This window comes from Halobaculum marinum (assembly GCF_029338555.1).
In the GTDB taxonomy this organism is placed as follows: domain Archaea; phylum Halobacteriota; class Halobacteria; order Halobacteriales; family Haloferacaceae; genus Halobaculum; species Halobaculum marinum.
The window spans coordinates 1,176,132-1,199,640 of record NZ_CP119989.1 but is presented as its reverse complement, the minus strand read 5'-3'; the positions used below and the strand labels follow the sequence as shown (position 1 = coordinate 1,199,640).

At 69.1% G+C, this 23,509-nt stretch carries 24 protein-coding genes and 1 pseudogene; 13 read left to right on the top strand and 12 right to left on the bottom strand.

Annotated features, from left to right (window positions below; translation table 11 throughout):
* Window positions 1-57: 57 nt before the first annotated feature.
* Together P0R32_RS06195 and P0R32_RS06190 are read right to left on the bottom strand one after the other, a co-directional pair.
* Entirely contained in the window at window positions 58-1,290 is a 1,233-nt protein-coding gene (locus tag P0R32_RS06195) for an MBL fold metallo-hydrolase (protein ID WP_390218682.1), read from the bottom strand.
* Window positions 1,291-1,299: 9 nt separating this feature from the next.
* Window positions 1,300-1,614: an ASCH domain-containing protein gene (locus P0R32_RS06190; protein ID WP_276239081.1), complete on the bottom strand. Its 315-nt coding sequence runs from the start codon at window positions 1,612-1,614 to the stop codon at window positions 1,300-1,302.
* A 60-nt stretch (window positions 1,615-1,674) separates the two neighbouring features.
* On the opposite strand from P0R32_RS06190, the gene P0R32_RS06185 reads away from it, so the two are divergent.
* The 10 genes and pseudogenes from P0R32_RS06185 to P0R32_RS06140 all read left to right on the top strand — a co-directional run bounded on the left by P0R32_RS06185 (window position 1,675) and on the right by P0R32_RS06140 (window position 10,512).
* Entirely contained in the window at window positions 1,675-2,316 is a 642-nt protein-coding gene (locus tag P0R32_RS06185) for a ferritin family protein (protein ID WP_276239080.1), read from the top strand.
* A 395-nt stretch (window positions 2,317-2,711) separates the two neighbouring features.
* A complete protein-coding gene (locus P0R32_RS06180) occupies window positions 2,712-3,845 on the top strand; it encodes a GNAT family N-acetyltransferase (RefSeq protein WP_276239079.1) in 1,134 nt (377 codons plus the stop codon).
* Between the two features lie 10 nt (window positions 3,846-3,855).
* Window positions 3,856-4,692, top strand: a pseudogene (locus tag P0R32_RS06175) (beta-keto acid cleavage family enzyme); the annotation flags it as partial.
* A 484-nt stretch (window positions 4,693-5,176) separates the two neighbouring features.
* Complete coding sequence (gene pyrB, locus P0R32_RS06170; RefSeq protein ID WP_276239077.1) at window positions 5,177-6,130, top strand: aspartate carbamoyltransferase; 954 nt, start codon at window positions 5,177-5,179, stop codon at window positions 6,128-6,130.
* On the top strand, window positions 6,127-6,594 hold the full coding sequence (pyrI, locus tag P0R32_RS06165; protein WP_276239076.1) for an aspartate carbamoyltransferase regulatory subunit: 468 nt from the start codon (window positions 6,127-6,129) through the stop codon (window positions 6,592-6,594). The genes pyrB and pyrI overlap by 4 nt, the downstream gene beginning before the upstream one ends.
* A 102-nt stretch (window positions 6,595-6,696) precedes the next feature.
* Window positions 6,697-7,290, top strand: coding sequence for a flagellin (locus P0R32_RS06160; protein WP_276239075.1), 594 nt, complete (start codon window positions 6,697-6,699; stop codon window positions 7,288-7,290).
* Between the two features lie 112 nt (window positions 7,291-7,402).
* Window positions 7,403-8,002, top strand: coding sequence for a DUF8054 domain-containing protein (locus tag P0R32_RS06155; RefSeq protein WP_276239074.1), 600 nt, complete (start codon window positions 7,403-7,405; stop codon window positions 8,000-8,002).
* A 64-nt stretch (window positions 8,003-8,066) separates the two neighbouring features.
* On the top strand, window positions 8,067-8,906 hold the full coding sequence (locus P0R32_RS06150; protein WP_276239073.1) for a DUF8054 domain-containing protein: 840 nt from the start codon (window positions 8,067-8,069) through the stop codon (window positions 8,904-8,906).
* 282 nt (window positions 8,907-9,188) lie between these two features.
* Complete coding sequence (locus P0R32_RS06145) at window positions 9,189-10,040, top strand: hypothetical protein (protein WP_276239072.1); 852 nt, start codon at window positions 9,189-9,191, stop codon at window positions 10,038-10,040.
* A 244-nt stretch (window positions 10,041-10,284) separates the two neighbouring features.
* The gene (locus tag P0R32_RS06140; RefSeq protein WP_276239071.1) at window positions 10,285-10,512 is read left to right on the top strand and encodes a hypothetical protein; all 228 of its coding nucleotides are present in this window, start codon (window positions 10,285-10,287) and stop codon (window positions 10,510-10,512) included.
* Between the two features lie 42 nt (window positions 10,513-10,554).
* Here P0R32_RS06140 and P0R32_RS06135 read toward each other — a convergent pair whose 3' ends face one another.
* From P0R32_RS06135 to P0R32_RS06125, 3 genes are all read right to left on the bottom strand, one after another.
* On the bottom strand, window positions 10,555-10,839 hold the full coding sequence (locus tag P0R32_RS06135; protein ID WP_276239070.1) for a HalOD1 output domain-containing protein: 285 nt from the start codon (window positions 10,837-10,839) through the stop codon (window positions 10,555-10,557).
* Between the two features lie 109 nt (window positions 10,840-10,948).
* The gene (locus P0R32_RS06130) at window positions 10,949-11,074 is read right to left on the bottom strand and encodes a hypothetical protein (protein ID WP_276239069.1); all 126 of its coding nucleotides are present in this window, start codon (window positions 11,072-11,074) and stop codon (window positions 10,949-10,951) included.
* A 96-nt stretch (window positions 11,075-11,170) separates the two neighbouring features.
* On the bottom strand, window positions 11,171-13,351 hold the full coding sequence (locus tag P0R32_RS06125; RefSeq protein WP_276239068.1) for a PAS domain S-box protein: 2,181 nt from the start codon (window positions 13,349-13,351) through the stop codon (window positions 11,171-11,173).
* 282 nt (window positions 13,352-13,633) lie between these two features.
* Here P0R32_RS06125 and P0R32_RS06120 point away from each other — a divergent pair, with 282 nt between their 5' ends.
* A complete protein-coding gene (locus P0R32_RS06120; protein WP_276239067.1) occupies window positions 13,634-14,878 on the top strand; it encodes an HAD family hydrolase in 1,245 nt (414 codons plus the stop codon).
* Between the two features lie 42 nt (window positions 14,879-14,920).
* Entirely contained in the window at window positions 14,921-15,307 is a 387-nt protein-coding gene (locus tag P0R32_RS06115; RefSeq protein WP_276239066.1) for a DUF5658 family protein, read from the top strand.
* Window positions 15,308-15,320: 13 nt separating this feature from the next.
* Here P0R32_RS06115 and P0R32_RS06110 read toward each other — a convergent pair whose 3' ends face one another.
* The 7 genes from P0R32_RS06110 to P0R32_RS06080 form a co-directional block, all read right to left on the bottom strand.
* Window positions 15,321-16,571 carry a DUF5305 domain-containing protein gene (locus P0R32_RS06110; protein ID WP_276239065.1) on the bottom strand — a complete coding sequence of 417 codons (1,251 nt, stop codon included), beginning with the start codon at window positions 16,569-16,571 and terminating at the stop codon, window positions 15,321-15,323.
* Between the two features lie 48 nt (window positions 16,572-16,619).
* Window positions 16,620-17,786: a S26 family signal peptidase gene (locus P0R32_RS06105; protein ID WP_276239064.1), complete on the bottom strand. Its 1,167-nt coding sequence runs from the start codon at window positions 17,784-17,786 to the stop codon at window positions 16,620-16,622.
* A 108-nt stretch (window positions 17,787-17,894) separates the two neighbouring features.
* Complete coding sequence (locus P0R32_RS06100) at window positions 17,895-18,470, bottom strand: hypothetical protein (RefSeq protein ID WP_276239063.1); 576 nt, start codon at window positions 18,468-18,470, stop codon at window positions 17,895-17,897.
* A gap of 242 nt (window positions 18,471-18,712) precedes the next feature.
* Window positions 18,713-19,570, bottom strand: coding sequence for a rhomboid family protein (locus tag P0R32_RS06095; protein WP_276239062.1), 858 nt, complete (start codon window positions 19,568-19,570; stop codon window positions 18,713-18,715).
* A gap of 53 nt (window positions 19,571-19,623) precedes the next feature.
* Window positions 19,624-21,183: a PGF-pre-PGF domain-containing protein gene (locus P0R32_RS06090; RefSeq protein WP_276239061.1), complete on the bottom strand. Its 1,560-nt coding sequence runs from the start codon at window positions 21,181-21,183 to the stop codon at window positions 19,624-19,626.
* Window positions 21,184-21,236: 53 nt separating this feature from the next.
* Window positions 21,237-21,704 (bottom strand): hypothetical protein, encoded by a 468-nt coding sequence (locus tag P0R32_RS06085; RefSeq protein ID WP_276239060.1) that lies wholly within the window; start codon window positions 21,702-21,704, stop codon window positions 21,237-21,239.
* 173 nt (window positions 21,705-21,877) lie between these two features.
* On the bottom strand, window positions 21,878-22,504 hold the full coding sequence (locus P0R32_RS06080; RefSeq protein WP_276239059.1) for a hypothetical protein: 627 nt from the start codon (window positions 22,502-22,504) through the stop codon (window positions 21,878-21,880).
* 383 nt (window positions 22,505-22,887) lie between these two features.
* Here P0R32_RS06080 and P0R32_RS06075 point away from each other — a divergent pair, with 383 nt between their 5' ends.
* Window positions 22,888-23,508, top strand: a complete 621-nt coding sequence (locus P0R32_RS06075; RefSeq protein WP_276239058.1) for a DUF7344 domain-containing protein — start codon at window positions 22,888-22,890, stop codon at window positions 23,506-23,508.
* Window position 23,509 lies beyond the last annotated feature (1 nt).

The following is a 23,509-nucleotide window of genomic DNA, read 5'->3' as shown; positions in this document are numbered from 1 at the left end:
GGGGAGGCGAACGCCGGACGTGAAAACGCCACCGCCGGCGTGCGACACGGTGACTCGCTACCCGATCGCGCAGTTGTTCGGCCCCAACTCTGCCTCGAACGCCTCCGCGTCGTCCATCGTTTCCAGCCCGAGGTTCGTCGCCACGATGCGCTCGAAGTTGGCGGGGCGCGGCGGCAGCGACGAGGCGACGCGGTCGACGAACGCCTCGCGGTCGAGCGCGAGCACGTCGAGGTCCGCGAGCGCCGACAGCGGCGCGGCGTAGGCGTGCCCGCGTGCGTCCGCGATGTCCGCGAAGTGGCCGGGCGCCGCGAGCGTGTCCTCGGGGAGCGCGAACAGACGGTCGTGGAGCGTGTCGTACGCTGCCGTCGCCAACTCGCGTGCGCCGTCGTCGCCCGCCTCCAGGTCGGGCCGACCGACGCTCCGGAGGAACAGCGCGTCGCCGGTGAACAGCATGTCCGCGGCGGCCGGGTCCTCGCGGTGGAGTCGGAGGCAGGTCAACTCGCTCGTGTGGCCTGGGGCGTGCAGGGCCGACACGGTGGCGTCGCCGACGCTGAGCGCGTCACCGTCGGCGAGCAGCGTCGCCTCGAAGTCGAGGCCACGGTCGGTCGCACCCGCCGGGAGCACCGCCTCGGCGCCGGTCGCCTCCCGGACCGCGCGCACGCCGCTGACGTGGTCGGCGTGGACGTGCGTGTCGACGGCGTACCGGAGCGTCGCCCCGTACTCGGCGGCGTCGGCGACGTAGCGGTCGGCGAAGGCGCGCAGCGGGTCGACCACGAGCGCCTCGCGGTCGTCACCCTCACCCGCGACCACGAGGTACGCCAGACAGCCCGAGGAGGGGCGCTGGTACTGCAACACCGTCAGGTCCCCCCGCCGCACCAGCGGCTCTGCAAGGTATGTCTCTGCCCACGCGTCCATGCCGCCGGCGAGGTTTACGGCGTCGACGCCGGCGGCCGCGAGTCGAGTCGCCGTGTCGGCGCTGGCCTCTCCGTGCCCACAGACGACGACGATTGGTTCAGAGAGGTCATCGGGGAGCGGCGCCGTCGGCTCACCACGGGCGCCCGCGGCGACGAACTGGACGTGCGGGACCTGTCGGGCGGTCACGCCCCGGCCGTCGAGGTGCCACGCCTCGAACTCCGGGCGGTCGCGCACGTCGAGGACGGAGACGCGTTCCCCGTCGCGCAGCAGTCGTGCGAGCGTCGTCGCCGCGACCTCGCCGCCGGGGTCGCCGCCGAGCGACCCGGACTCGACGGGGTCGGGAGCGTCGGCGTCGACGCTGGAGGGGTCAGTCACGGGCCACCACTACCCCCGCGGCTCGAAGGCGTGCCGGACGACCTCGCTGTCGTCGTCCCACTCGAAGGAGTCGTGCACGCGTTCGAGTCGTGTTCTGTAGGCGTCGAGGTCCTCGGACCCCTCGGCGCGGGCGTCCGCGTCGGTGAGGTCGCCGAGGGTCCGGTGTTCGATCGCGGTCACCTCGAACGTCGTCCCGTCGATCTGGAAGGTGTCGCCCTCCGCCGCGTACGCGTTCCCGCGGTGGAGTTGGGTGACCTCCCCCGCGGCCGCCAACTGCTGGACGTGGTCGTTGGGGAGGATCTCCGCTGCGTCGATCTCTGCCATGCGCGTGAGTTGGTGTCGCTCGGGGGAAACGTTAACGCCGCCCTCGGCGACGGATCCGGCATGGACAGCGCGGCGTTCCGCGAGGCGGTCGCCTCGGCGAAGGCGACCGAGTTGGACCGACTCGGGTCGAACAAGCTCCTGATCGCGCTCACGGACGCGACGCTGGAGCCGGCGGCGGTGTTGCGCGCGGCCGCCGACTCCGAACACGCCGCCCACACGACGTTCGCATCGTGGGCCGACGACGAACCCGACGGGGACGCCCGCGACCTGTTCGCGTGGCTCGCCGACCGTGAGCGCGACCACCGCGAACGCGTCCTCGACGCGCTGGCCGAGAGCGACCCCGACTACGCCCCCGCCGACGGCGGCACGATGCACACGTACCTGCGTGCACGCGAGGACGCCGTCGAGCGCGTCGCCGCCGGCGCCGTCGGTCGCGGCCTCGTCAGCGATCGCACGCACCTCCAGATCGTCTCGTTCTTCGTCAACGAGGGGGACGAGCGCCGCGCGGACCTGTTTCGCGACCTGCGGACGGAGACCGACGAGGAACTCGACCGCGGCCTCGCGCTGTTGGACGACCTGTGTGCGACCGACGACGACTGGGAACGAGCCCAGATGGTCGCCGAGTACGTGATCCAGGTCGCCTACGACGACTACGCCGACGCGCTCGCGGGGATGGGAATCGACGTGAAACCGGTCTGTTGAGCGGTCCAGGTGGGAGCGCCGCCGTCGCCGCGCCGCCCGTCTGTTTCGAGATAGTTAGGGACGACACCGAGCCGTCGACACCGAGCTTACCGAGAGACGGCGCCGGGGCGAGTCGAAGTCGACCGCGTCCGGACGACACCCGTCGAAGCCGGATTTCGCCGGACTCGGGGCCGGGTACCCGTCGGAGAGCACACCGGGACCGCCGATTCGCGTTCCAGGCGGGCGGAGTAGGCTCGGATTTCGTGTGGCTTGCAGTCCTCGTACCGTCGTGACAGGTGTCGGTCGGACGACCCGGGGGGCGCCGCGGGACCCCCCGACGCCCCCTCCGTGGTAGGGAGCGAGACTGCCGAATAATCTGACATGAACAAAGACCGTCCCGGGTGAAAGCCAGGCAGATGTCACTGACAACGGAGTCTCGCAAGGGTCTCGACTACACGTTCCGGCGCTTCGAGCCGGGCGACGAGCGGGGCTTCCTCGACCTCTTCGAGACCACGTGGGGCGAACGGCGTGGCGAGGACTGGTTCCGATGGCGGTTCGAGGAGAACCCGTACCTCGATCACGTGCCGATGTTCGTCGCCGACCACGACGGCGACGTCGTCGGCGTCAGGCCGTACTTCGCCTTCCGGATGCGTGTCGCGGGTGGAACGGAACTGGCGCTGTTGACCGTCGACACGATGGTCCACCCCGACCACCGCGGCCGGGGGCTGTTCACGACGATGACCGAACAGTCGCTGGAGTTCTACGCCGACCGCGACGTGTCGTTCGTGTTCAACCAGCCGAACGGCGCCTCGCGACCGGGGTTCGAGTCTGCCGGCTTCCGCGTGCTCGACGAGTGTCGGACGTTCCACCGAGTGCAACGGCCGAGCGCGTTCCTCGAACGCCGCCTCGAAATCCCAGGCAAGGAGGCGATTGCCCGCGGCGCCGACCGCGTCGGCACGGCGTACCGACGCCTCCCCGGCGCCGGGGAGTGGGAGACCGACGGGGTCGACGTCGAGCGCCACCGCGGCGTGGCAGCGACGGCGCTGTCGCAGTTGGCGCGCCGCTCGGCGTTCCCCGGCATCACCGCCGAGCGTGACGTGCCGTTCTACGAGTGGCGCTTCGCCAGTCCGCTGTGGGACCGGGCGACGTACGTCGCGAACGTCGACGGCGAACCCGTCGCGGGCATCCTGGCCCGAACGCGGACGACCGAGGAGGGCGTCACCGTGACGCAGGTCGCGGATCTCGTCCCCCTCAGCGGCGGTCGAACCTGGAAACGAGGGTTGGCCGCCTGCCTCGAAGCGGTGCTCACCGACGCGGTCACGGCAGACCTCGTGTCGGCTCCGGGCCGGGCGTTCCCCGCCGACGTGGCGGCGGCGTACGGCTTCCGCAGCGACGACAAACTCCCCCTCTCGGCGGTCGCGAAAGCCGACGCCGTCCTCTGCGTCAAATCGCTGCAGCACGGGGACACCGGTCCGTGGAACGTGAACGGGATCTCGCTGTGTGACCCGCGCAACTGGGCGTTGACGTTCGCCGAACAGGACACCACCTGACCCCACTCAAATGACATACCAAGACTACCTCGACGGCAAGAAGCTGATCCTCACCGTCGCACTCACCGGCGGCGTCCACGGCAAGGACGCGAACCCGAACCTCCCCGAACAGCCCGACGAGATCGCCGCCGAAGCCCGTGCCTGTGAGAAGCTCGGCGCGTCCATCGTCCACGTCCACGGGCGCGACCGCCACGGCGAGAACGACACCGGCCGCCTGCAGGAGGTGACCGAGGCCATTCACGACCGCTGTGACGACATCATCGTCCAGCACTCGACCGGCGGCCAGGGCCCCTTGCGCGAGCGGATCAAGGCGCTTCGAACCGACCCAGCGCCGGAGATGGCGTCGCTGGATCTGGGGCCGTTCAAGCGAGGGCGCCACATCATCACCGACCACACCCGCGAGAACATCGACGTGCTGGCACGGGAGATGCAGCGTCGCAACGTCACCCCGGAGCTAGAGGTGTTCAACAGCGGGCAGTTGTCGGAGGTGACGCGGCTCGCCGATGACGGCCTCATCGACCCGCCGTACTTCGTGAACCTCGTGTTCGGCGGGGCGAACTTCACGCCGCCGCGCCCGGGGGCGGTCATGGAGATGGTCCGCGCGCTCCCGCGCGACAGCGAGTTCAACCTGCTCGCGACCGGCCCACACCAGCGCCCGCTGACGACGCTGGCCGTCCTGCTGGGTGGTCACGTGCGCGTCGGCATGGAGGACAACCTGTACAGTAACCGCGGTGAACTCGCCGAGAGCAACGCACAGTTGCTGGAGCGGACGGTCGGCATCGTCGAGCACCTCGACCGCGAGATCGCGACGCCCGACGAGACGCGCGCGATGCTCGGCATCGAGGGGGACCAGATCGGCGGCCCACAGTCCACCGACGAAGTATCGACCGCCGACCCGACGACGGAGGCATCGTCGGAGTCGACGTGTCCGTTCCTCGCGTACCGCCGAGAGGGCGACGGGCAGTCGTTCGACCACGAGCGGCCGTACTGCACCGTCACCGACCAGTTCGTCTCGCCGATGCAGGCGGACGTCTGCAACGACCGGCACAGCTTCGACCACCGCTCACACTGCGACATCTACCGGGAGTACGTGGAGTCGGAGGTCCCCCTCCTCCCCGACGAAGACGACTGAGCGCCGCCGGCGGCGTCGACGTGCCAGCGAGCCACCGACGTCGAGTGGGCGATCAGTCGACCGACCTCGACCACCCACGGGCCGCTTCGAATCTCGTAATCGCCGTCGTCGCGAAGCGCACCTCCGTGTAAAACCGCAGTACAGCGGAGGGATCTCCGAGCCGAGCCATTGAAGGGACGTGACGACGCGGTATCGAACAATGCGACACGACCACCTCCTCTCGGCGGGCCAACTCACCCGGGAGGACATCGAGGCCGTCCTGGACCGAGCGGCCGAACTCGACGCCGACCCGGGTGCGGTCGGCGACCGGTACGCCGACACGCTGCTGGCGCTGTGCTTCTTCGAGCCGAGCACGCGCACGAAGATGTCGTTCGACACGGCGATGAAGCGCCTCGGCGGCGCCACCGTCGACATGGGCACCGTCGAGTCGTCGTCGGTGAAGAAGGGCGAGTCGCTGGCGGACACCGTCCGCGTCATCGAGGGGTACGCCGACGGCATCGTCCTGCGCCACCCCAGCGAGGGTGCCGCCAAACTCGCCTCGCAGTTCGTCGACGTGCCGGTCGTCAACGCCGGCGACGGCGCCGGCCAGCACCCGAGTCAGACGCTGCTGGACCTGTACACGATGCGCGAGCGCGCCGGCCTCGACGACCTCACGGTCGGCATCATGGGCGACCTGAAGTACGGGCGGACGGTCCACTCGCTGGCGGAGGCGCTCACCAACTTCGACGCCCGGATGCACTTCGTCAGCCCCGAGTCGCTGCGCCTGCCCCGGAGCGTCCAGTTCGACCTCCACGACGCCGGCGCGCGCCTCCGGGAGCACACCGACCTCGACGAGGTGCTCGGCGAGTTGGACGTGCTGTACGTCACCCGGATCCAGCGCGAGCGCTTCCCCGACGAGAACGAGTACCAGAAGGTGGCCGGCGAGTACCAGATCGACGCCGAGACGCTCGACGCCGCCCGCGACGACCTCACCGTGATGCACCCGCTCCCGCGCGTCGACGAGATCGCGCCCGACGTCGACGACACGGAGTACGCCGCCTACTTCGCGCAGGCGCACAACGGCGTCCCGGTCCGCATGGCGCTGCTCGACGCGTTGCTCGGCGGCGACGACGCGGGCGACGGCGCCGTCGCGGCCGACGGAGGTGACGCATGAGCGACCCCGAGCGCGAACTGCGCGTCTCGAAGATCCGCAACGGCACCGTCATCGACCACATCACGGCCGGCCAGGCGCTCAACGTGTTGGCGATCCTCGGCATCGACGGTGACGAGGGCGTCGGCGTCTCCATCGGGATGAACGTGCCCTCAGACAAACTCGGCACCAAAGACGTCGTGAAGGTCGAGGACCGCGAGTTGAGTCAAGGCGAGGTCGACGTGTTGTCGCTACTGGCGCCCGAGGCGACCGTCAACATCGTCCGGGAGTTCGAGGTGGTCGACAAGAAACGTGTCGAGCGTCCCGAGCGCGTCGTCGGTCTGCTCACCTGTCCGAACCACAACTGCATCACCAACCAAGACGAACCGGTCGAGTCGGCGTTCGGCGTGGTCGACGACGGCGTCCGCTGTGAGTTCTGCGGCGAGATCGTTCGCGAGGACATCGGCGACCACCTGGCAGTCCACTGAGGAGACGACCGACCGGAGTATCGGTGTCGATATTTTGGACGATTTTCTTAAACGTCGGCGGTGGCCCGTGAGAGATAGCTCCGGTTGGGAGCACCAACAATCATGTTCGAGTTTATCACGGACGAGGAGGAGCGCGGGCAAGTGGGAATCGGGACGCTCATCGTGTTCATCGCGATGGTGCTCGTGGCGGCGATCGCCGCGGGCGTCCTGATCAACACGGCCGGCTTCCTTCAGAGTAAGTCGCAGGAGACGGGTCAACAGTCGAGCAAGCAGGTCAGTAACCGGCTCCAGGAGGTCGTGACGACCGGGAACGTCGACGGGACCCAGGTCGATTACGTGAACGTCACCGTGACGCAGGCCCCGGGTGCGGGAGAGATCGACCTCTCGAACGCCACGATCAACTGGATCGGCCCGGCTGGCACGATGACGCTGACGCACAACACGACCGCTGAGGCGTCGACGGGCGCGTACTTCAACACGTCCGCGGTGAAGAACACCGACTCCGACTCGACCGTCCTCAACGACGCGGACGACCGCTTCAACATCGAGTTCGACCTCGACGCGACCGTGAACCCTGACCCGCTCGCCGAGGGCGAGGAGGCCACGATCAAGATCAACACGATGTCTGGCGCGACCACCACCATCCGCTTCACGGTCCCCGAGTCGCTCGGGCAGAAGAGCGCCGTCGAACTGTAGAACGGGACTTCTCTCGGTCCCCCTTCGGGGCCGTTTCACGAACCATACGCCGCCGAGCCACGGCGTCGCCGCTTCGGAAACCACTAACCGGATGCGACCGCGACGGACTGGTATGACGAGGCTCGACGTGGTCGCCGACGGCGGCCGGGACGAAGACGCCCCCAGAACCGCCGACCCGCTCGCACCAGACAGCGAGCCCGAGGACCTCCTCGGGGAGATGCTCCGGGCGGGCGTGCTGACGGACGGAGACGACGGCGACCTCTACCTCACCGACGAGTTCGAGGCGGCCTGGACCGACGAGATGGAGACGCTCCGAGCGCTCGACCACGCGGCGCTCATCGAGGCGACCGCACAGACCGTCCCGTTCGAGGCGACCGGCGAGCGCGCCTACGGCGGGATCCGCGTCGAGGGCGAAGAGGGCGTCGCGTGGCTCCGTCCGGCGAACGCCATCGCCGACGTGGCGGCGGTTCGAGCGATGGACGGTCTCGGCGTCCCGGCGGTCGTGCAGGCCCCTGCGGCGTCGCCGCTTCGACTGTTCACCCCCGAGTGTCCCGTCTGCGGCGCGGACCTCGTGTCGCGACGCTCTACCGACGGGTACAAAGACGGCGCCGAGTCGAACCGTCGGGTGCTCGGCTGTGTCGACTGCGGCGCCGAGGTCCACGAACTGTCCTCGCCGGTCGACGGCGACGCGGCCACCGAGCAGGACGCGTGACGCCCGCACGACACACGGCGGCACCGCGGGTCAGCCGGTCGGGCACCGCCCAGGGTCGCCGCCGATGACCGTCGTCGACGCGCTCCGCCGACCGGAGTACACCGGCGCCGACCGCTGTTGGCCGTGCACCGCCGTCAACCTCGCAATCGTCCTCCTCGTGAGCCTGCTGGCCGTTCCCGTCTCCGGTCCGGGCGCAGTCCTCGTGCTCACGGGCGGCGTGGCACTGATCTACCTGCGCGGGTACGTCGTCCCCGGGACGCCCGCGTTCGCCCCGCGGCTCGTTCGGGCGCTCGGACTCGCGCCGTACTTCGAACACGTCGCGCCGACACCGCGGTCGCGCCCGGACCGGGAGTCCGACGACCTCGCCGCCGACCACGACCCCGCCGCCCTGCTCGACGCGATGTTGCGCGCCGGCGTCCTGAGAGACGGCGACGACGGCGACCTCTACCTCACCGACAAGTTCGAGGCGGCCTGGACCGACGAGATGGCGACGCTCCGGGACGCCGACGAGGCGGCGCTGGCGACGGCGACCGCGGCGGTCGTCCCGTTCGACGGCGAGGGGAGCGTCCAGTTCGACGGCATCTCCGTCGAGGGTGAGGACGGCGTCGTGTGGCTCCGCCCGGTCCACGCCCGCGCCGACGTGGCGGCGGTCCGGGCGATGGAGCAGTTCGGCGTTCCAGAGCGCATCCGCGCACCCGCGGCGTCGCCGCTGCGGCTGTTCACCCCCGAGTGCCCCGACTGCGGCGGTGTACTCGCCGAGACGACCGTCACTGACGGCTGCTGCGGCGGGACGATGAATCCGAGCGAGACGCCGAACCGACGGGTGGTCGCGTGCGACGACTGCGGGGTCGAGGTGCGCGACCTGGGTGTCGTCGGCGTCGACGAGCAGCGACCGGACGACTGATCTGACAGCGAGCCGACCGTACCGTCACCCACCAACGGCGGAAGCCCTTAGTGCTCGCCTGTAGAAGTCTGTGACATGTCCGGAAAGTCGAAGCTCGTCGTCCTGTTCGGTGTCGTCGTCCTGCTGTACGTGCTGTTCAGTTCGGACACCGAGCCGGTCGAAGTCGAAGTCGAGACCGAGTAACACCTGCGTCGCATCGCCGGCGGTGACCGGCCGCTCGGCCGGCGCCGCCGCGACCACTGCTTCCGAAACACGTACCCTCGCGAGCGGCCAAGCCGTGGTATGACCGAGTACGGCGTCGTCACCCGCAACGCCGAGGAGACGGAGTGGCCCGACTTCGACCGCGGCTTCTACGAGGTGAAAGACGTGACCGGCCGCTCGGCCGAACCGCTCGCGAGCGCGGTGAACATGGTGTCGTGTTTCGGCGACAACGCCGCCGCCGAGGCGAGTCCGGAACTGGTTCCGGTCGACGAGGAGGGGAAGCCGGCGACCCGCGACCGGACGTACTTCGACTGGGCGTACATCTGCCCCACCCACGACGAGTACCGTCGCGGCCTGCTGGAGATTGTCGAGGACTGCGCCGCCGTCAACGGCGACGTCCGCCTCGACGACGTGGGGTTCCCGCGGCAGGGCTTCTGTCACTGCGAGCGGTGCGAGGAGCGGTTCGCGGCCAGCGAGTTCGACGACTGGGAGGCGTGGCGTGCCGACGTGATCACGGCGTTCGTCGCCGAGGCGACCGACCGCATCCCTGGACGCGTCTACCTGACGCTGTACCCGGACCCGTACCCGGGGCACCTGTACGAGCGCGCGGGGCTGGACTTGGAGGCGCTCGCCGAGTACGTCGACGAGTTCGTCGTCCCGCTGTACGACACCCACTACGGGACGACGTACTGGCTGGAGACGATCGCGAAGGGGTTCGAGAGCCGGCTGGCCGACCTCGACGTCGAGTTCTCCGTGGAACTGTACGCCGTCAACGTCGACATCGACTCCCTGAACCACGCCGCCGAGGTCGCCGCTGCGTACGGGAAGGACGTGTTCTTCGGCTACGACGCGAGTCAGGCGGTCGCGGCGCTGCGGCGGATGAAGGCGGACGCACGGGAGGGGAAGGAGTACGGGGCGAGCGAGGGCGAGTAAGCGACCGGAGGGAGCGAACGAGCCCTCGGTTAGACGGCGGCGAGGTGTGCGCGGCTCCGCCGCGCGCCCGAGCCGGGCATCGAGGCAATCGGCACCGAGTGAGGAGCGAAGCGACGAACGAGCCCTCGGCCACACGGCGACGCGGTGTTCCCGATACTCAGTCCTCCGAATTCCAGCGGTAAGACCGTTCTAACGCCAAGTTACCCAGAGAAGACTTATCCCGAGACCTCGCGGAGCGTTCCTCATGTCCGTCCGGACCGACGCGCCCGCGTCGACCGTCCAGCACAACCGCGCGGTCGCCCGCGTCCTCGCCACCGTCGCCCTCGCCGTCCCGCTCACCGCTATCCTCGCCGGACTCGGCGTCGTCGCCGTGTTCCTCGGCCTCGTCGTCTCCGCCGGCTGTCTCGCCTCGGCCGTCGCCGTCGTCGGGGACGACGGCCCAGACTACGACGTGGCGTCGACACACGAGTGAGCGCCGCGAACGGGGAGCCCACGATCACCGCCCGCAGTTCGACTACGCCTCGGCGGCGGTGACCAGCCCGTCCCCGCGGACGGTCACCTCGTGGCCGTAGTAGTCGAACGTGATCACGGAGTCAGCGGAAGTGGTCCGGACGAGTTGTCCCAGCGCCTCCGGATCGATCGTATCCGTCAGCGGCGCCATCGCGAGCGGATCGGTTCCCGAGGCTCGCGCGGTGGCCTCGACGACTGCAGTCACGAGTGCGTCCGGTTCGTCGGGATCGAACCGAAGCGTACAGGTCCCCCACTCGGCGTCCGGTTCGGTCTCTACCACGTCGTTCATTGCCACCGGTACGCGGCCTGACCAGTTCACTTGGGCACCGAACTAATTCGGCCCATTTGGGACAATCGTGCGACTGCGAAGGGCTGTCCCAGTGTCGTTCGTGCGTCACTCAGGACAGCGGCCCGTACGCGAACGCCCACACGACCGCGATCCCCAACAGCGTGATGAACCCGGCGACCCCGGCGAGCACGAGAAGCATCCCGCCGGTCGCCCGCCGCTGCTCTTGGTCTGCCATACCTGTTTGACGGGCCGGGTGCACATAGTCTCCGCGGCGGGATCGGAGCGGCGGACGGCGCCGAGCGACGATCTGCTGCGACGAACGCGACGTGGGTCAGTGTCGCTGGTCGGCGTCGGGAGACTCGTCGAAGCCGCCGGGGAGCGTCACGTGGACCACCGTCCCGCCGCCGGTGCGCTCCTCGAAGTCGACGGATCCCCCCGACCGCGTCACGACCCACCGCGCGATCCACATCCCGAGGCCGTCGGAGTGGGTCAACGAGTCCGGGACCCGGTCCGAAGAGATGAGTTGGCGCAAGGACTCGGGCACGCCCGGCCCCCGGTCGGCGATCGAGATCCGGACGACGTCCTCCGACCGCTCTCGCCGCACCTCCGCCGAGAGGCGGACCGACGCCGGCGTGGCGCCAGAGTGTTTGAGGGCGTTCTCGACGAACTCGCCGAGGGCGTCGCCGACCTGCGTCGTGGCGTTCACCGTCACCCCCGCCAGGCGGTCGACGGTCAGTTCCGCGTCGGGATACTTCGGTCGGAGGTCGTCGAGGATGGCGTCGACCAGTGACTCCACGTCCTGTGTGGTCCGCTCGGTGGGCCCGTTCAAGTGCGACACGATCGCTCGCTCCTTGTCCGCGATGCCGAGCAGTCTGTTCCCGGCATCGGTGATCGCCTCCGCGGCGTCGGCGAGGTCGCCGTCGAGCGCGTCGGTGAGTCGGCCTGCGTGCCCGAGGATGACGTTCATGTCGTTGCGGAGGTTGTGGCGCAACACCCGGTCGAGAACGGCGACCTGTTGGGATCGTTCGATCTGGTCGGTGATGTCGGTCTGGACGGCGACGAACCCCGTCACGGCTCCGTCGTCGGTCAGCGGTGAGATCGTCTGGTGGGCGCGGTAGAAGTGTCCGTCGCGGTCCCTGTCGATGATGCGCTCCTCGAAGGAGTTCCCCGCGGTGAGCTCACTCCACAGGCGCTCGTAGTACTCGTCGTCCATCTGGCCGGAGTTGAGGATTCGCGGCGTCCGTCCGACGGCCTCGTCGGCGGGGTAGCCAGTGATCTCCTCGAACGCCTCGTTCACGTACGTGATCGTCCCGTCGACGTCGGTGATGTAGATCGCGTGGGCGGAGCTCTCGACTGCGCGCTTGAACTGCTGTAGCTGTGTCCTGAGCGACTTCGCGTCCGTGATGTCGGTCTGGAACCCCACGTAGTGGGTGATCTCGCCGCTGGCGTCGGCGACGGGCGAGATCGTGAGGTGGTTCCAAAACTCCGTCCCGTCGGCCCGGTAGTTTCGGAGTTCGACCGACGCCGCGTCGCCCGCCTCGATCGCCGCGCGCAGTTGCGCGACGGACTCTTCGCGGGTGCGCTCACCCTGGAGGAACCGGCAGTTTCGACCGAGTGCCTCGGACTCGTCGTAGCCGGTGAGGTCCTCGAACGCGCTGTTCACGTACACCAGCGGTTCGTCGTCTCGTCGAACGTCGACCAGCGTCACACCGACCGGCGACGCGTCGATGGCTCGTTTGAGAATCGAGATCTGCTGTTGTTGGGCACGTTGTCGGGTGATGTCTTGGATCGCCCCGCGGACGGCGACGACCTCGCCGTCGGCGTCTGTGACCGGGTCGCCGACGGTGCGGATCCACTTTTGACGCCCGCCGCCCGTCTCGATGCGGGCCTCCGTGTCGTAGGGCTCCTGGTCGTCGATCGCACGGTCGAAGTGATTCGCGAGCAGTTCTCGGTCGTCCGGGTGGTAAAACGAGAGTGCCTCCTCCAGCGTCGGTTCGTACTCTGGCGCGACGCCGTGAATCTCCCTGGTCCCCGCGGTCCACGTGATCGTCTCTCGACTGCAGTCGTACTCCCACCCACCGGTGTTCGCCAGGTACTCAGTCTGTTCGAGCAGTGCGCTCCGGGACACCACCGACTCGGACTCGGTGGGGTCCGACCGTTCGCCGTCCACCGTGTGCGCCCCGTCGTCGACCGACAGCAGGATCGAGACGCCGTCGTCGGTCGGGCGGGCCCACCCCCACCCCGCGGCCCCCGTGGCCGACGAGTCCCAGCGTATCGTCACCGGCCGCCCGGTCTCCTGTGCGGCGTGGAGTCTGCTCCGGACTGCTGCGGGGGACTGCGACAGGCGTGCGAGCACGTCGGTCCCCGTGGCGTCGGAACCGATGCCGAGCAGGTCGGCTCCGTCGTCGTCGACCCCGAGATAACAGAGCGACTGGTCGAGACGGAGCGTCGCGTCCACGCAGGCCGTCGACGGCGAGCGACTGGTGCCGGCGTCCGTCTCGCTATCGGTCATCACGTCGCCTCGGAACGTACGCGCGAGTACAGATATCCGCCAAACTGCGGTCCATACTCGCAGGACGAGTGGGACACCGTATAAATATCTCGCCGTAGTGGACAATCGCACAGAAATATCACATTTCGTGGCAATAAGTCGGTGAGCCTGACACTTCTGCCGGGATCTGGCTGCGACAGGGACTCGCCGCGCGCTCGCCGGTCGAGCCGTCGTCGTCGACACCGGTCGGCCGTACATGTCGAAGCCGCTGGTGCTTTTGCCCGGTGTCCCGATGTCGTCTCCATGACTCTCTACGACCATCTGTACGAACTGTACGGCGAGTTCGACACGGAGACGCTGCGCGCGTACCGCGAGTTCGTCGACCTGTTCCCCCCGCTGGACTCGCGGGTGGCGCTCGACCGCTGGGACGAGGCCAACGCCGACCTGACCGACCGGCGCGAGCGCATCGAGCGCGCCTTCGGTGACCACGACGGCGCCGCACTCGCGGAGGTCGCGGCGATGGCCGACCGCGAGTCGGCGTTCACCGCGCTCGACCTGCACGGCACGTACGGCCGCGCACCGAACGCGCTCGTCCTCGACGTGGACGAGACGCTCCGCTCTGCCGGCGAGACGGACAACGAGATCCCACGGGAGACGCTCCACCTCCTCACGGAGTTCGCCGAGGAACTCGGTGTCCCGCTGGTGATCTGCACGGGGCAGACGCTGGAGAACGTCAAGGGGTTCCTCATCCAGGGGCTCGGCAACGAACTCGTCCACTCGGGCGACGTGTCGGTCGTGTACGAGGCGGGTGCCGGCGTGTTCACCCCCGGCAGTGGCGCCGACACCAAACGCCTGCTGTACGACGAGTTGGACGACGACGTGCGCGGCGTCGTCGACCGCGTCCGCGACGGCGTGCTCCGCGGGGCGCCTGAGCGCGTCCGGCGCGGCTGTCACCTGCAGGGGAACGAGTTCAACGTCACGCTGAAGCCGAACTACGAGACGGGGAGCGACGACGCCGAGGCGGTGATCGACGAGGCGATGGTGCACCTCCTCGGGCTCGTCGGCGAGGCCGCAGGCGACCGACTCGGCCTCGACGACGGCGCCGCCGCTGCGCGCGCGTTCTACGCCGACGACGACCCGGAGATTGCGGGCGCAATCGAGCGGGCTGGTTCGAGCGCCGACGGCGAGGTCCCCGAGGCCGCCGCCGCGCTGTTCGACCGACTGGAGGTGGCGCTGTACCGCGCGGACGCCGCCGAGTTGGCGGCGGCGGACCTCCACAAGGCCGCCGGCGTCGAGGCCGCACTCGACGTGCTCGGCGTCGACGACCCGTTCGTCTGCGTGATGGGGGACTCGAAGTCCGACCTCCGAGTGATGGAGTGGGCCGCGGACAACGAAGCCGGCATCGCGGCCGCCCCCGAGCATTCCTCGGCGTCCGTGCTGGAGCACGTCCGCGCGACCGACGACCTCGTGTTCGCACCGGGGGGCGCCGCCGACGTGCTCCGGACGATGTACGCGTGGCGCTGTCTCGCCGACCTGAACGGGGAGTGAGGACTCGGGAGTGTTTTCATCCGTCGCCGCCGTCTCGTCGGTATGACAGCGGACGCCGGTGACGACACCACCGCCGAGTCAGCGAGGTGGCTCTCGCTGTCGGACACGCCGTTCGACGCCGTCGAGTTCTCGCGGCTGTGGTTCGTCGCGACCGTGACGTACGGCGTGGGCGACATCGTCACGACGCTCGCGCTCATCGGCTACTCGGACACCGTGAACGAGGCGAACGCGCTCATCGCCGCCGCGGTCGGCGGCTTCGGCGAGGCCGGCCTGATCGCGGTGAAGTTGGTGGTGTTCGGCGTCTGCCTCGCGATCAGCCTCTCCAGCGCCCGCGCTGGCGACCGCGTCGGCTACTACCTCCCGCCGGTCGTGCTGTCGTTCGTCGGCGCGTTCACGACGGCGCTGAACCTGCGGCTGTTGATCGGGTGACGGGGGCGCCGGCTCACTCGCGCTCGGCGTCGGGAGGCGCGGCAGTCGTCGGATCATCGCGGTCGTCGCCGCCGTCGTCGGCGGCGCCGGCGGTCGCCGCTGGGTCGTCGCCGTTTACCGCCAGCGGATCACTGCCGTCGGCGGTCGCGTCGGCTCCGTTCTCCGTGTGGTTCCCCCCGAGCACCGTCCCAGCGAGGGCGCCGCCGTCGCGGTCCGCGGTCGGTGCCGGCGGTCGATACGTGTAGCGGTGGTCGTCCGCGACGGCGGTGAACAGTTCCTCGCCGGGTGCTTCGAGCACCGCGGTGTCGGTGTCGATCGCGAGATTCACTAGATCCGCGAGCGAGGCTGCCTCCGCGACAGTGACGTCGTCCGCCGGGGGCGGCAACTCGACGGCGACGATCCACTCGTCGAACTCCGCTCGGTCGTCGAGGTAGTCGAGTCGAGCACGCTCGTGGTCGTCGAGCGCGAGGTCCGTCCGACGCGTGGCGTACCCCAGACCGCCCGCCGCGACCGCGCCGACGAGCAGGGCGAACGGGCCACCGATCGATCGGAGCGGCCCCGCGGTGTCCGGCACCCGGACCGTGGTGGTCTGCTCGACGGTCTCGGTGGTCGACCCCGGCGCGGTGGCGGTGTACGTGTCGCCGGCCAGTCCGAGCGAGAGCCGTCGGGAGAACGCCAGACTGCTCGGGTCGCCGTCGGCCGTGCCGGCCACGCGCGCGTCGACGACGACCGCGGCGCTCGTCTCGCCGGGCGTCGTCCCGATGCCCTCCTCGATGGTCGCGATGCGCTGGGCCACCTCGGTCACGTTCAGCGAGAAGGCCAGCGAGACCGGGCCGTCGGCGCCGGCGGCGCTCGACTCGGCGAGGGGCCGCGTGTCCCGCCAGTAGGTGGTCTCCTCGTCCGCCGAGCGGAGCACGAGCGTCGCCGCGAGGTCGACGGAGACGTTGCCGTCGAGCCCTCGCGGCGCCACCGTGAACGTCCCGTCGAGCACCGGCGCGGCGGCGGTGAAGTACGTCGAGCGGTTCGACAGTTCCGTGCCGACCGGGAACAGCGGGTTCTCCCGGGTGACCGTCGCCGAGTGGTCGAAGTCGGCAGTCGTACTCCACGCCTGCGTCGTCCGCTCCTCGGTCGTCGTCCCCGGCGCGACGTGGGCGCCGTACGTCGCCCACGCGCCGAGTGCGCCGACGACGACCGCGGCGACCAACAACAGCGTCGCCCACGACGATAGTACGGCCCGAACGCGCAGACGCGTGGCCTCGTCCATCGAACCTGCCTGTGGGTCGACGTGTCAAAGGACTATCGGTCGCGGGAACTACCGCGACAAGACCCGCCACAGGCGCACCAGCGTCGAGCGCTCGTGTCTGGAGTCGTGCGAGCGACGCCGCATCCGGCTCCCGTCGACGAGGAGCACTCCGAGCCCGTACAGGCTCCCAGCGAGGAGCGCGTCGATGGCGACGATGGGGAGCCACGGGTGCACCAGTGACAGGCCCCGGATCCACGGCTCGGGTAACACCGCGAGGTACCGCCGTTCGGCGACGTAGCGGCGGTAGTACCCCGTCTCCGGGGGAGCCGACAGCGTCACCGACACGCGGCCCTCTGCCCGTCCCGAGACGAACACGTGGTCGGGCGCGACGTCGACGCCGTCGCTGGCCGGGCGGACGTACGCGTGGACCGGGACGAGCCCAGCGTTGGGGACCCGGTACTCGAGCATCGCGGACTCGCCCTGTCTGATCACCGTCGGGTTCTCCGAGTCGAACTCCGCGCTGACGATCCCGAACTGCTGGGTCCCCCCGGGGACGGCCATCGCCGCCGTCGCCGAGACGACCACCATCCCGGCGAGACCGACGAGGATCAGTCGCGTCGAAACCCCCTCGTCGCGGTCCGTCGACCGAGTGCGGTCCCGCGTCGCGCCGTCGCCCCCGCGGCGGAGGTCGACCACGTAGCCCAGCGCAGACAGGGCCAACACGAGGTACGCGATTCCCTGCGTCCCGAGCAGCGACCGACTGCCGACCGTGGTCGCGACCCACCGCTGTGCGCCCGAGAGGACCCCGCGCACGGCCACGACGCCGGTCCCAACCCCCGGGAGGACGACCACGGAGTCGCCGACTTGGAGCGCGTGTGCGACGATCTGGGCGTCCTTCACCGGCGGTTCGTCGCCGTCCTGGTCGATGAACGGGTTCGCGTCCCCACGGGTGATGTACCCCCTGTCGGTCTCGCCCACGATCCGGTGGGTGGTGAGGCCGCCGCCGTTCAACTCCTCGGCCTCGAAGGTGACCACGTCGCCCGCTTCTGGTTCGCCCGCGATGGCCGCCGGCACCGCGATGAAGCCGTCACCGGGCTCCATCGTCGGCGCCATGCTCCCGGTCTCGACGTAACTGAGGAGGATCGGCTGCCCGAGTGCCTGGCCGGCGACCAACGAGACGACGAACACGACGAGGAGCACCTCGGTGCCGAGCGTCAGGAGTCGTCGGGCATCCATCGATTCGATGACGTGTTCGCTGCGGGAGACAAGAATGCTCGGGTCCGCCGGGACGGCCGCTGATCGACCGTCACCGACGCAGTCAGTACGTCGACTTGTCGGTCGCGATTACGGCCCCTTGCCTGCGTCGACGTAGTCCTTCGAGTACGCGAGGATCACGATTTCGCCGGTGATGTCGAGGTCGGAGGGGTCGGCGGGCGTGTCGAAGATGTACCAGTCCGGCGAGATGCTCTGACCGACCGCGAGAATGTGATCTTTGTCGGTGCCGAAGGTCCGATTGTTCGCGCTGTTCCCGTCCGGCGGCGACGGCCGGTAGCCGCTGGGGAGCGCTTTCGGCCCGTTGATGTCCTCTCCGGTGGTGATGTCGTCGTCGTACCACCCGGCCTGATTGAAGCCCGCGTTACTGAGGACGTTGTACATCCCGTCCGAGCCCGCCTCCGACGGCGCTTCCGCCGGTCCGTTCCCGTTCTGGAACGCGTAGCTCGCGCTCCCCTCGTCGATGAATATCCCGACGGGGTCGGTGCCCTGATTACTGATCCTGAAGACGTCGGAGAACTCGACGTCTGAGTTGGCGTTTATCCGGTCCAGTTCCAGTTCCAGCACGCCGTTCTCGTTGTAGTTGGCGTACTGGCCACCGCTCAATTTGAGGTACGCGGCCGCGTCACCAACAGTCCGTACGTTCACCGAACGAGTCGCACTCGTTCGACTGAACGCGCCCGTACTGACGGCAGCAGTTGTTCCGGCGGCGAGCGATCCCACACTTGCGAGGAATTTCCGTCGATCCATGGTTGCACACACCCGGGTCCCGAGTGTGTTCTGCCGATGGGGAGGACCCGTCATTGTATTGAGCAGTCCGCGGGATCGATGCCCGAGTGTGACGCCGCTCAGGCCGACCCTGAGCCCCGCGTTCGGCGGACCACCGACAGTCAGGGGTGGCCCCGATCGGACCCAGCGCCGAACAGCCCGGACTCGGCGCACACGTACGCGACGAGGAACGCCAGACAGAACCCGAGGAGGTGGACGTACACGTTGGTGAGCGTGCCACCACTGCGAACGTCCGCCGGGAAGCCGACGAACGGGTAGCCGAAGAACACGACTGCGGCGACGACGAGGATATCCGACCACCCCGGGTCGCTGACCCCGCGCCACGCTGACGGTGCGGCGGGCGAGCGGAGCGCCCGCGCGGCCGAGCCCACGTACCCGAGCGCCCCCAGTGCGGCGACCGACGCGAGCGCCCACGCGAGCGGGACCGAGGGTAACACGATCACCGACACGAGCGCGAGTACGGCGAAGAACGCGCCCGGCGCGTGTCGCACGCCGACCGCGGGGTGGAGTCGTCGACCGGCGTACGCCGCGCCGACGACCGCGAGCAGTCCGGCGAACGCCATCGTCACGCCGGAGAAGCCGTAGCCGACGGCGTCTCTCGGGATCGCCAGGTTCAGCGCCGAGAGCACGACCGGGAACGCGAGGAGGTTCGTCGCGGCCGCGGCGCCGAACAGCCGTCGAGCGCCCGCGAGCACCGCGAGCACGTAGCCCGTGCCGGCCAACAGCACGTAGCCGAGCACGTTGGCGAGCAGGTGGTCGAGCGACAGGTGGACGAAGTGGGCCGTGTACGCGGTCGCGAGGGTCGGTCGCTGGTAGACGAACGCCAGCCCGCGCCGGGTCGACTCCGGGAGCAGGAACACCGCGACGAGGACGGCCGGGACGACCGCTAACGCGAGGCAGTCGCGGACGCGGCCGCGTCGACGCAGTTCCGCGCGAACCGATCGGTGTTCGTCTAGCACGCGACGATCACCGGGTGTGTGACCCGAACCCACGAAAGCGTTCGGTCCACGAGTCACCGAGAGACGCGCCGGACGAGCAGGAGCGTCGCGACCACCAGCGCGACCGCGACCGTGAGGCCGCCGACCTCGGGCAGTCCGAGTCCCGCCGGCTCCTCGACCGGACCGGCGGTCGCCACGTCGGGTTCGCCGTCCGCGACCGTCCCGGCCCCCGAAGTTGACGCTCCACCCGGCGTGGTGTCTCCGAGGTCGGACTGTTCGGTCAGGGTTGCGCCACCGGCGGCCGCGTCGTCGGTCGACTCTCCATCCGCGACCACGAGGGTGCCCGCAGTCGTGCCGTCGACGGCGACCTCGTAGCTCCCCGGCCCGTCGGGGGCGACGTCGACCGTCACGGTCGTCGTCTCGTTCGGAGCGAGGTCGACGACCCGTTCGGCGACCAGGTCGCCGTCGAGCGTCACCCGTAGCGTCCGTTCGCCGGCGGCGCGCCCGTCGTTGCTGACCCGGGCAGTGACGGTCGTCCGCTCCCCGACCTCGATGTCGGTCGTCGAGAGCGACGCCTCGGAGACTCGGATCGCCGGCCGAAGCGCGGCGACGGTGAACGTCGAGAACCCGGGGGTGTCGGCTTCGACGACGACGCGACCGTCGTCGCGCTCCCCGACGACACGGACCGGCAGCGTCGTCGTCTCCCCGTCGCTGGTCCGGAACACGGTCAGATCGTCTGAGTCGACGTTCCGGGCGTCGAGGTAGGCGGGCGAGACGCTGAACCGGAGCGTCGCCGCGTCGACGCTGCCCGCGTCCGCCTCGGTCACCGCGACGGCCCCGAGCGACTCGACGCCGAGGAGAGACCCGGGGCCGGCGTCGGTGTCCGGCGCCGACACGTCGAGTCCGAGGTCGACGGTGGCTCCGCCGGTCGCCGTGAGGTCGAGTTCGTCGAGCGTGACGTTCCCGCCGGCGTCGAGCGGCAGTGGGTCGAGGTCGACGCCGACCGACCCGTCGGGATTGCGCACCTCGACCCGCCGCTCGGTCTCGCTCGGTGCGGACTGTCGGATCGAGGTGGTGGCGACGCCGACGCTCGTGTCGTCCGAGTCGTCGCCGCCCGTGCCGCCGCCGGTCGCGACGGTCGCCGTCTCGGGGTCGGCGACACGGGCGTTCACCTGGATCTGGTCGATCAGCCCGTCGCCGCCGTCGCCGGTCGTGTCGACGACGACCCCGACTGCGACCGACTCGTTCGGCCCGAGTGTGACGTTGGCCGCCTCGGACTGGATCGGCTCGCCGTCGACGACGAACGTCACGGCGTCGGACTCGTCTGTGATCCAGACGTGCGCGTACTGCGAGCCGTTGTAGTGGATCCGGAAGACGTTCGATATGGTCGTGACGGCGTCGGGGTTGACCCCCTCGGCGTCCCCCGCGAGGTTCGGGTTCGAGGCGGTGAGGTCGACGACGAGTTCGTCGTCGTCGAGGTAGGCGTAGTCGCCGTTGGGGGCAGACGTCGGGGCGAGCGACACGTCTTGCGTGATCACGTCAGATTGGGAGAGGGCGAACGGTGCGGCGGCTGATGGGAACACGAGTGCTCCCGAGAGGGCCAGCAGGGAGACCGCGGCGGCGACTCGTTTCATTACGATCTGTGAAACCCACCGGCGGAGTCGAACCGCCGTGCTCCGAGTGGGTGTTACTCGTTCGTCGCGACGCCGTTGATCGTGAGCGTCAGGTCGTACTCGTCCTCGCGGACCGGGACGCCGTACGTGTCGATCTCCAGTCCGCAGACGAGCACGTCGCCGACGCCGAGCACCGCCGACGGGTCACTCTCGGTCAGGGTGTCGCCGGAGTCGATGTCGTACATGACGACGCTCGGCACGTCCTCCCGGTCCGGTTGTGTGCTGTACACCCGGATCGGGTTCGTCCCCTGGTTTCTCACGGCGAACAGGCCGCGTTCGTCGTTCCCGGCGTCGTGTCCGAATCGGTACACCGAGTCGGCCCCGAGCCCCTCGGGGTCGGTGCCCCCGTAGTCGTCGTCAGACGGGGAGGGGATGTCGAACCCGATCGTATCGGGGACGCCGTCGGTGTACGATCGCCGACCGCTCCCGCGCTGGGTGAGCCCCAAGTACGCGTCGTCGTCGTCAGCGACGGAGACCGACACGGTACGTGAGGCACTCACTGTGGAGAACGCCCCGGTCCCCATCGCTGTCGAGAGACTCAGCAGAGAGGCTCCGATTCCCAGCACGAGGTTCCGTCGTTTCATATGTTGGTAGTATCCATCACCCGCTCACGCCGGACGGCGTGACGACGGATGGTAGTCGTGGCCGGCGATTCTCAGCGGTTGTACCCCTGCGCGTACAGCCCGAGCTCCTCGGGGATGTCCGCGGGGTTCGTCTTGACGTCGCTGAGCGTGTTCGAGTCGCTCAGGTAGAACTCCAGGTGCATGTACGCGCTCTCACCGGCGTCGAGCGTGAGGAGCTGCGTGGTGGTCCCCCAGTTCTCGTCCCCGAGCGGGTTGGGGGAGCCGGTCATCACGGACATCTCCGTGTACGCCGGCGAGTTCTCGTCGACTTCGCTCGACGTCCAGTACACCGTCATCGGGTCCACACCGTCGCCGTCGCTCGTGCTCGTGTCCAGGCCGCTGACGACGACGTTGATCGAGTCTGAGCCGTTGTTGGTGATCTTGAAGACGTTCTGGAACAGCGAGTTCGCCTCGTCGTTCAGCCCCGCGCCGTTCTGGCCGTTGGAGCCGTCGAACTCCAACTCCATCTGGCCGCTGGAGTTGATCGACGCGTACTGACTGATCGACGGGTCGAGGCCGAGGTACGCCTGCCGGTCACCCGCGACGTTCACGTTGAGCGAACGGCTCGCGGAGACGATCGAAAACGCACCCGTACCCATTGCAGCGGCCGTGCCGGCCGCGAGCGATCCCACACCTGCGAGGAACTTGCGTCGTTGCATCGTTGTTCACGCACACCGTCTCGGAGGTGTGCTCACTCATGGCTACCACAGGGTTGGTTACTGTATTGACCTGTCTGAGCGGCTGAAGGATCGCGCTGTGATACCCACAGACCCACCCTGAACCGCCGGGATCGAGCAGATCGCGGTTCGATCGGCCGCGTTCCGAAATGACACTACTGAGGCACCAGTGCGCCGATTCACGGCTGTTCAGGGAGGATCAGATCGAGGTGGGTGCCGAGATATTACAAACTTCTGCCACCGAAATAAAGCCAAATTTCCACGGGAGATTGCTGGAGTATATAAACCACTGCCACCGGAGAAATGTAAGTGAAAATAACGGACACACTTATTGGACGACAAATGTCAGACAAGTATGAAAGGACATGTCGGGGACCACGATGCCCAGCGGCGGCGGCCCGGCCGAACGGACCACGGCCAGCGGGTACGACGACGAGGACGGTGAGCCGCACGGCGTCTCCGAGGAGGAACTGTTCGACGTCCTCGGGAACACGCGGAGACGCAACGCGCTCCACGCGATTGCGACGGCAGAGGAGCGCACTCACGAGTTGGGGGATCTCTCCGAACGCGTCGCGGCCTGGGAGAACGACGTCACCGTCGCCGAGGTGGACTACGCCGAGCGAAAGCGAGTGTACACCGCGCTCCAGCAGTCGCACCTCCCACGCCTCGACGACGCCGGCCTCGTCGAGTTCGACAAAGACCGCGGCACCGTCGACGCGACGCCGGCGCTGGAGGACGTCGAAATCTACCTCGACGTCGTGCGCGGCAACGAGATTCCGTGGAGCGAGTACTACCTCGGGCTGTCGGCGGTGTCGGCGGCGTTGCTGGCGGCGGTGTGGGTCGGCGCCTACCCGTTCACGCTGGTGCCCGACCTGGGGTGGTTCGCGTTCGTCGTCGTCGCGTTCACGGTGTCGGCGACCGCGAACCGCTACTACTCGACCGGCATGAAACTCGGCGGTGACGACGTTCCCCCCGGAGTCGAGTGAG